Source organism: Candidatus Limnocylindria bacterium (genome assembly GCA_036523395.1).
In the GTDB taxonomy this organism is placed as follows: domain Bacteria; phylum Chloroflexota; class Limnocylindria; order P2-11E; family P2-11E; genus CF-39.
In genome coordinates this window covers 114045-123110 of sequence record DATDEH010000122.1, presented here as the reverse complement: position 1 = coordinate 123110, position 9066 = coordinate 114045, and the positions used below count along the sequence as shown (strand labels likewise).

Here is a 9066-nt window from a genome sequence, read left to right as displayed (position 1 = left end):
CGCGAACGACGAGGCGCTGAAGAGCTACTGGGGCTCGAAGGACCCGCAGGGCAAGCAGGCCTTCGACGTCATCGGGAGCTCGATCCCCGAGCCGAACGTCCGTGGCCAGCAGGAGATCCGCGACGTGATCTTCGACATGCTCACCAAGGTCACCACCGGCAAGGCGACGCCGGAAGCGGCGATCAAGGACGCCGGCCAGAAGGCGAACGACATCCTGAAGGCAAACCAGTAGTCAGCGCGTAGTCCATGTCATCGAGAGGGCCCCGGATGACCGGGGCCCTCTTCTTGTCCAGCTACTTCGGCCGGTAGAGCACGACGTTCCGCGGGTTCGTGCTGAGATCGAACCACAGGAGCGCGTCATCGCTTGCCTCGGGCGCCACGCCGATCCCAGCCGGCTTGTTCGCGACTGGCACGAGCGTGTTCGCATCGAGGATCCCGACGACGTTGGCTGAGCAGTACCACGCGATGTATTTCGTTCCGACGCTCGGCTCGCTGCAGGACGATCCGCCCATGGCGATCGTGCGCTCCGTACCGTCTGCGATGTTGATCGCCCGCAGCGATCCATCGCTGAGGCGCGGCGTTTCCCGCCATATCGTCCAGTCGCCCGATAGGAGGGCGCGGTCGAGACCGGCGAATGCCGTCACTTGGATGTCGGTGGGCATCGCGGCCCTGGCGATCATGCGGTCGGCGCCGGTGTCGAGATCCAGGACGCGCAGTTGATCTTCGATCTTGCTCCCTAGGACGTAGAGCAGTCGGTGCGCATCGACGCTGAGCGGCGAGATCCATTCTGCCGATGAGCCGACGAGATTCGCGCGCGCAGGATCGGCAAGCGTTGCGACGCGCAACTCTCCGGTCACCGACCCACTCTGCCCCTCGACGAGCCGCGTCCACGCGACGCGTTCCGGACCGAGGACCATGTTCCCGACAGGCCTTCGCGGACCACCGCCGCCGCCGCGGTATGTCGCAGTGCTGAGGGCGAAGCGGTCGATCGCGGTCGTCTTCCCGGTGGATATGTCAATGACGGTGAAGTCCGCGGAATATGCGCCGCCACCCTGGTACGGCTCCCGGTACTCGATCAGCGCGACCCGGCCGGCAACCACCCGTCCGCTTCCCATGAACATCGCGTCGGTCTCGAACACGGTCTTCCAGGGTCCGTTTGGCGCCTCGGCGCGCAGGATCTTCGACGAATAAGGCGGCGGGCCTTCTTTCGTGCTGAACGCGATCAGCGCTCCGCGATCCGCTGCGAAAGCGTTCATCTCTCTGTCGGTTGCCATCGAGAAGGTGCCCGGCGCGGGAGCAAAGCTCGTCGGAGCGATCGTCGGCGGGTGAGACGCAACGAAATCCGTAGGTGACGCAGTCGGTGGCGCATCGACAATCGTCGGCGCGCACGAGATAGCGACGAACACCAAGAGCGCGGCGAAGGCTTTGAACATGTGGTGAGCATGCTCCCGAACTGCGCCACAGTCGTCACACTTCTGGATAGCCGAAGTCATAGCCGCCGTCGCGCCGAACTCTTACCCGCCAGCCGCTCGGTCGGCCGCTTACGCCAGCACTCGACGCTGCTCTCGCCTCACTCCGCTACAGGTCGTCCTCCGCACCGATCCACTTGAGATAGCGGCGCGCCGATCGTTCGACCGCGCCCTTTCCGTCAGTGCGCGTGACGCGGTCCCACCAACCTCCGTACACGATCTCGAAGGGATACGGCCTGACGGCCGCGACGATGCGGCGGATCTCCTCCGCCGGAAGCGGGATGAGGTTGGGATACGAGCGCATGAAGCTCACGGCCCGCACATCGGGGACGACGGTGATCGTGTCGCCGACGAGCAGCGCGCCGCGACCTCGCGCTCCAGCAGCCCAATGCAGGACCGCGCTTCCCTCGAAATGACCGCCGGTCTGGATCAGCGTGACGCCGGGCAGGACTTCGCGGGTGCCGCGCCACTCGACGATGGCTGGATCCTCGCGCTGTACCCACGTCCGGTCGTCGGCGGAGATCCAGATCGGACATCGGCCGAACGCCTGGCTCCATTCGACCATCACGCCGTAGAAATGCGGATGCGACATGGCGATGCCGGCGATGCCGCCCATCGCCTTGATCGCCGCCACGCTCGCGTCATCGATGAAGCCGAAACAGTCCCAGAGGAAGTTGCCACCGGGAGTGCGAACGAGGAGTGCGCGCTGGCCGATGCCGACCGCGGGCTGCGCCCCGACCCCCGTCAGGCCGGGCTCGATCTCGCGTAGCTCGACGCGGTGACCCTGCGCGGCGAGCTCGGGGAGCGTCGTCCACGCCTGCCCGCCCTGGCGCACGTACTGGCGCTCGTCCTCGCAGATCGGGCAGCGCTCGGGCGTCGACGCGCTCGACGCCTGCTGCACCCCGCAGGTGACGCAGATGTAGGCGCTCGTGCTCACGCGGCCCGGCGGAGCTCCTCTTCGAGCAACCGGACGCGCTCTTCGCGTTCCGCGAGCTTGGCCTTCTCGTTCGCGACGACGCTCGCCGGCGCCTTCTCCGCGAAGCCGGGACGCGCCAGCAGATCGCGCGAGCGGCGCAGGGTCTCCTTCGCCTCGGTGAGCTCCTTCTCGAGCCGCGCGCGATGTTCGGCCGGATCGCGCTCGACCGCGACGCGCACCTCGATGGCACGCACGACGGCGGCGTGCCCGCTGCCGGTTCCGAACGAGATCTCGGTCTGCGCAAGGTGCGAGATCAGGTCGGCAAGATCGTGGATCGCGGTCGTGTCGCCGCCGAGCGTCGTCTTCACGCGCTCGCCCGGCTTCGTTCCGGCCTCCTGGCGGAGATTCCGGATGGCGCGCACCAGGTCGAGCGCGATCTCCATCCGCTCTTCGAGCGCGACGGACCGGGTCCCAGGGCTGGGCCACTTCGCGATCACAAGGGACGGCGAGCGGTCCGTGTTCGGCAGCCGCTGCCACAGCTGGAGCGCGATGGTGTCGCTGACGAACGGGACGATCGGGTGCGCGAGACGCAGGATCCGGTCGAGCACGTATCCGAGCGTTCGCACCGTGCCAAGCGCACGCGTCTCGTCACGCAGGCCGGCCTTCGCGAGCTCGAGGTAGACGTCGGCGAACTCCCCCCACACGAACTGCTGCAGCGCGGAGGCGTACTCACCGAACAGGTAGTGCTCGAGGAGTCGCGTGAGCTCGGCGACGGTCGCCTCGGTGCGCGACAGGATCCAGCGGTCGGCGTGGCCGAGCGACGGATCGGCCGACCCCGCACCCGCTCTCGGCGCCGGCGTGCGATCCGAGCGCCACTCGCGCAGCGCCTCGGCATGCTCGTCGATGTGGTGCAGCGCGAAGCGGCTGATGTTCCAGAGCTTGTTCGCGAACTCTCTCGCGTTCTGAAGCTTGGCCTCGGACAGCGTCTGGTCCGCCCCCGCGGCCACGCCGTTCACAAGAGCGAAGCGAAGCGCGTCGGCGCCGAACTGCTCGATGAATCCGATCGGGCTGATCACGTTGCCCGTCGACTTGCTCATCTTCGCGCCATCGACGAGAACGAGACCATGGAGGTACACCGTGTGGAACGGGATGTCCCCAATGTCCTCGATGCCCATCATGATCATGCGGGCCACCCAGAAGAAGATGATGTCGTAGCCCGTCTCGAGCACGCTGCCGGGGTAGTACCGCTTGAGATCGGGCGTCTTGTCGGGCCAGCCGAGCGTCGTGAACGGCCAGAGCGCGCTCGAGAACCAGGTGTCGAGCACGTCGGGGTCCTGCGTGACGTCGTCGCTGCGACAGCGCGTGCAGCGCGTCGGATCGGGACCGTCCTCCTCCGGCACGACGATCTCGTCGCAGCTGCCGCAGTACCACACCGGGATGGAGTGGCCCCACCAGATCTGGCGTGACACGGGCCAGTCGCGGATGTTCTCCATCCAGTTGAAGTAGATCTTCTCCTGGTAGCGCGGATGGATCGTGACTCGGCCCTCGCGCACCGCCGCGATCGCGGGCGCCGCGAGCGGCGGCATCTTCACCCACCACTGCTTCATGACCAGCGGCTCGTCGACCGTCTTGCAGCGGTCGTGCACGGCGACCGCGTGCGTCAGCGGCTCCTCTTTCACCAGGAGACCGTGGTCTCTCAGCATCTCGACCGCCATCCGGCGACCGGTATCGCGATCGGGTCCGGCGAGGGGCCCGGCCGCCGGTGTCATGTAGCCGCGCGTGTCGATGACGCTGATGACCGGCAGGCTGTGGCGCTGCCCGACCTCGAAGTCGGTGGCGTCGTGCCCGGGTGTGATCTTCAGCGCGCCGGTCCCGAACTTCGGATCCACGGCCTCGTCGGCGATCACCTTCACCCGCCGCTCGATCATCGGCACCAGCACCTCGCGTCCGATGAATCGTTTCCAGCGCTCGTCGTCGGGATGGACCGCCACCGCGACGTCCGCGACGATCGTCTCGGGGCGTGTCGTCGCGATGATGAGCGGCGGATCGCCCGCCTTCGCGTCCGCCCACGGATAGCGCACGTAGTACAGCGAGTCGGTGCGTTCGATGTGCTCGACCTCGAGGTCGGAGTACGTCGTCTGGCAGCGAAGGCACCAGTGCACGATGCGATCGGCGCGATAGAGATGACCGCGCTTGTAGAGCCGGATGAAATGCGTGCGCACGGCGCGCTGCTTCGATGGCTCCATCGTGAAGTTGCGACGCGACCAGTCCAGCGAGCACCCGAGGAGCCGCAGCTGCTTCTCGATGCGCGGCCGGTAGTGGTCCATCCATTTCCACATCTCGGTCAGGAACTTCTCGCGCCCCAGGTCGTTCCGGCCGATCTCGTTCTTCGCGAGCTCGTCCTCGACCACCTTCTGCGCGATGATCCCGGCGTGGTCGGTGCCCGGCATGTAGAGCGTCGGCTCGCCGAGCATGCGGTGCCAGCGCGCCATCAGGTCCTCGTAGCCGCCGAAGCCGAGCGCATGACCCAGGTGGAGATCGCCTGTGACGTTCGGCAGCGGCAGCATCAGCACGAACGGCTTGCCCGGGTTGCTCTCGTCGGGCGTGAAGAAACCCGAGCGCTCCCACCACGCGTAGAGGTCCTGCTCGACGGCCGACGGACGGTAGTGCTTCTCAGCGAACGACACGACCGACTGCGGTGGTTCCAGCTTTTCTTTCGTCATCGCCATCTCGGACCTCCTTCTCTTACGGGCGGGCAAACAAAAAGCGCTGCTCGTCCGGGACGAACAACGCCGTGGTACCACCCGACTTCACCGCAGCGCATCAGCGCAGCAGTCTCATTCGGCCGATAACGGGTGCCTCCGATCCGACTCGCGGGTGACTTCCCGTCCCTGTTGACCGCGGCGCGCTTCCAGCCGGTGACGCGCCTTCTCTATCGGTACCTGGGTCGGTCTTCTTCCCGGTCGCTGCCGGTATGTGGAGATGTTAGCCGAGGTCAGGCGAGCGACGCGCGCGAGCCTCGTGTCATCTGCTTGTGCCGGTACATCGCCCGGTCGGCCGCATCCACGAGCGTGTCGACGGTGATCGGGCGGTCCAACGCATCGGCGACGCCCCAGGCGATGGTCGGAAGGCGCCGGCCGTCGGCGAGCGTGCCCTCGGCGATGTTGTTCGCAACGCGGCGCATGACGCGTTCGGCAGCCAGCAGCGGCGCACCGGGGAACAGGATCGCGAACTCGTCGCCGCCGATGCGGGCGACGGTGTCGCGGTCGCGCACCCCCGCGGAGAGCATCTCGCTGATCCGGACGAGCGCCTCATCACCTGCGCCGTGTCCGAACTCGTCATTGAGCTGCTTGAGCCCGTTCACGTCGAGCACCGCGACCGTGACCGACTCGAGCGGATCGCCCCCCAGCTCCGCCCCGAGGCGCGCGAAGAACGTGCGGCGATTCGGGAGCCCGGTGAGCGGATCGGTGGCCGCGGCCGTCTTGGCGGCCTGATGCAGCCGCGCGACGCGCAGGGCGGCCGCGACCTGATGGGAAACGGCCGTGAGCAGCTCCTCGTCCTCGCGTCCGAACGCCTGGCTGCGCGGGCTCTCGATGCCAAGCACGCCGACGCGCTCGTCACCGAGCTGCAGCGGCACGCACAGGACGGACTGGATGTTCGGTGGACCGTAGAAGCGCGGATCGGACTGGGCCTCGGTGACGTTCTGCAGCTGGCCGTGGTCGATGACCCACCAGCTGATCCCGACCCCGCGCGTGAGGAGCTGACCGACGTACGGCTCCGATGGCCCGACCGCGGCGCGCACGACGAGGCTCGCGTGCTTTTCGTCGAGCGTCAGGAGGAATCCGTTCTCGTAGCCCATCGATTCGCAGACGATGCGCAGCAGCCGCTGGGCGAGCGTGTCGATGTCCAGCACCGCGCTGATCTCGGACGCGAGGCGCTGCAGGATGGCGAGCTGCCGCCCGTGCGCGTGGGCCGACGCGGCGAACTGCTCGAGTACGCCGCCCGGCCCGGGGACGTTCTCCATATCGGCCTCTTCGATCGCGCCGACGCGACGCAGGTACGCCGCGCCGTGTTGGCGATCGCGATCGATGACGCGAAGGAATGCGTCGACGACGTCGGGGTGGAACTGGGTCCCGCGGCAGCGCACGAGCTCGGCGCACGCGAACTCGACGCTCTGCGCCTGCTTGTACGCGCGCCGGCTCACGATGACCTCGAACGCATCCGCGGCCGCGACGACATAGGCCTCGATCGGGACGGAGTCCCCGGCCAGCTTCTCGGGATAACCGGCACCGTCGAAGCGCTCGTGGTGCGCGGTGACGATCGGCACAAGGTCGCGGAGCGGCTCGACCGCCGCGAGGATCGAGCCACCGACCGCGGGATGCGTCCGCATCAGCACCCATTCGTCGGCGGTGAGCGGACCCGGCTTGTTCAGGATCGCGTCAGGCACGCCGATCTTGCCGATGTCGTGCAGCAGCGCGCCGAGCTGCACGCGTCGCAGCTGATCCCCGGTCATCCGCATCTCGTCGGCGATCGTCCGCGCCAGCGCTGCGACGCGGGCGGAGTGGCTCCGCGTGTACGGATCGCGCGCATCGACAGCGGCCGCGAGCGCCTTCACCGATGCGAGGTAGAGCTCGCGCATCTGCGCGAGGTGCTCCGCGTTCTCGAACGCCGTCGCTACGAGGTTGGCGAGCGACTGGAGCACTGCGATGTCCTCGTCGTCGAACGAGCCGGGCCGGTACGACTGGCTCGACAGCACACCGACCAGCCGTCCGCGGCTCTTCAGCGGGACGTGCACCGCGGAGGCGGACGGTCGCGTCGTGTCGCCGAAGGTGTCGCCTCGCCGCTGCACGGGGTCGTCGGCGTCCCGCACCAGGTAGGTCTCCCCGGTGAGGACGACCTGACTCGTCGGTCCGGTGCCCAGTGGGTAGCGCTCGCCGCTCCAGAGGTCCACGCCATCCGCCTGGAGGACGAACTCGAACTCCTTCTTATCTGCGTCGTAGCGCGCGACATAGAAGGAGTCGCGCACGACGAGCGCTCCCGCGGCCTCGTACGCAAGGCGCGCGATGCCGAACGGCTCGTGAACGCTCGCGAGCTTCCACGCGAGGTCGTTGAGCGCCGAGAGCCGGCGGATCCGCTGCTCGCGCTCCTCCCGGACCCGGGCCGAGCGCATGGCCGCGGCGGCGAGCTGCGCGAACGCGAAGAGCCCCTGCCGGTCGATCGCGTCGAACGTGCGATCCGGGTCGGTCGTGGCGATGCCGACGCTCCCGACCACCTCGCTGCCCATCATCACCGGCGCGGCCATCGCGGCATGGATGCCGGCCTCGCGGAGGAACTCCGACTGGCCGGCAGTCTCGCCGTGCATCTCGATCGTGTAGTCGCGGACGCTGACGACCTCGCGACGCTTGACCACGCGCCGCACGAGCGGCCCGACCTCCTGCGGCGCGGTGAGCGGAGCGGCGAGGCCGATGCCCGCGAGATCGACCGCCATCTCGCCGCGTAGCTCGGTGACCAGCACGAACTCGGTGTCGTACGCCTCGTGCATCTCCTGCGCGATGCGGCGGATCACATCTGACGTTGCACCGGTCTCCGCGGCCAGCTCGCGCGACACGGTCTCGACCCGGCGCGCCTGCTCGATGATGCGCGCGTTGCGTAGCGCGATCGACGCGTGCGATGCGAGGCCCTCGAGCGCAGACACGTCGTTCTCGTCGAACGGTCGCACCTGAAGCCGGCCGACGGTGAGCGTCGCGGCGATCTCACCCTGCACGACGATCGGCACGCCGACGATCGACCGCACGCCGATCTCCTTGATCGCGGGCACCGCCGTCGCATCGGCCGCGTAGTCGGCGAACACGACCGCACGCCGCGAGCGGAGGACGGCGCCGACGATGCCGGCGCGTGCCGACGCCCGAACACCGACGGCACGCTCCCCGGTCCCCGCGCCGGCCACGATCGTGAACTCGTCACCCCGGCGTCGGTTGATCGTGGCGTGGTGCGCATCGACCAGCAGCAGCGCGTTGCGCGTGATCGAACGGAACAGTCCTTCCGGCGTCGTCTCCTGACCGATGTCCGTCGCGACGCGCTCCAGGCTGCGCGCGAGCCGCAGGGCGCGAGCACCCGAGCGCTGCTCGTCCCGGTAGTGGGCGACGGTCGCGCTGAGGATGATGAGTACAAGGATCACGACCATGGTCTCGCCGAAGATCTGCGGGATCGGTGTCGGTATCCCGAGGCTGACGCGGACGATCTCCTGACCGATCCGACCGATGAGGTAGGCCGCTGCGGTCGCGGTCACGCCATGCTTCCCGAGCCGGTACATCGCGAGAGCGCCGATCGCGACGACCACAACGAACGCGACGCTGCGCTCGTTCGGCGCGCTCGCGATCATCCACAGCGCGGCAGCGCCGAGATCGCCGACCACGACGACGCCGGGAGTCTCGGAGAGCGGCGCAGGCACGCCGCCGCGGCGGACGTCCACGCGCCAGACGAGGACGGAGGTCCCGAGCAGGAAGCCGAGCGCGATGAACGCGTACGCGAGCGTGGCTTGCCCGCCGATCAGGATCCAGGCCAGCGCGCCCGCGACCGCCAGCAATCGCGCGATCAGAAGGACGTCACGGGGGAAGAAGCGGCGCATTCGCGACCACTGTTGGACAGCCGGGAGTGCAGCGGGTATCGGGACGGTGGCGG

5 protein-coding genes are annotated in these 9066 nt (G+C 68.3%); 1 reads left to right on the top strand and 4 read right to left on the bottom strand.

The features are described 5' to 3' along the window. Nucleotides 1-232 (top strand): hypothetical protein (locus tag VI056_15565; GenBank protein HEY6204438.1); only part of this gene is annotated, 232 nt, incomplete at its 5' end. Nucleotides 233-293: 61 nt separating this feature from the next. Here the strand turns inward: VI056_15565 and VI056_15560 are convergent. The 4 genes from VI056_15560 to VI056_15545 all read right to left on the bottom strand — a co-directional run bounded on the left by VI056_15560 (nucleotide 294) and on the right by VI056_15545 (nucleotide 9013). After that, complete coding sequence (locus tag VI056_15560; protein HEY6204437.1) at nucleotides 294-1256, bottom strand: hypothetical protein; 963 nt, start codon at nucleotides 1254-1256, stop codon at nucleotides 294-296. Nucleotides 1257-1578: 322 nt separating this feature from the next. Next, complete coding sequence (locus VI056_15555) at nucleotides 1579-2406, bottom strand: hydrolase (protein ID HEY6204436.1); 828 nt, start codon at nucleotides 2404-2406, stop codon at nucleotides 1579-1581. After that, nucleotides 2403-5108, bottom strand: a complete 2706-nt coding sequence (locus VI056_15550) for a valine--tRNA ligase (GenBank protein HEY6204435.1) — start codon at nucleotides 5106-5108, stop codon at nucleotides 2403-2405. The genes VI056_15555 and VI056_15550 overlap by 4 nt, the downstream gene beginning before the upstream one ends. Nucleotides 5109-5380: 272 nt before the next feature. After that, on the bottom strand, nucleotides 5381-9013 hold the full coding sequence (locus VI056_15545; protein ID HEY6204434.1) for a GAF domain-containing protein: 3633 nt from the start codon (nucleotides 9011-9013) through the stop codon (nucleotides 5381-5383). Nucleotides 9014-9066 lie beyond the last annotated feature (53 nt).

Excerpts from the sequence above, each read along its gene's own strand:
- VI056_15560 (HEY6204437.1), bottom strand. The coding sequence starts at position 1,256 with ATGAACGCTTTCGCAGCGGATCGCGGAGCGCTGATCGCGTTCAGCACG.
- VI056_15550 (HEY6204435.1), bottom strand. The coding sequence starts at position 5,108 with ATGACGAAAGAAAAGCTGGAACCACCGCAGTCGGTCGTGTCGTTCGCT.
- VI056_15545 (HEY6204434.1), bottom strand. The coding sequence starts at position 9,013 with ATGCGCCGCTTCTTCCCCCGTGACGTCCTTCTGATCGCGCGATTGCTG.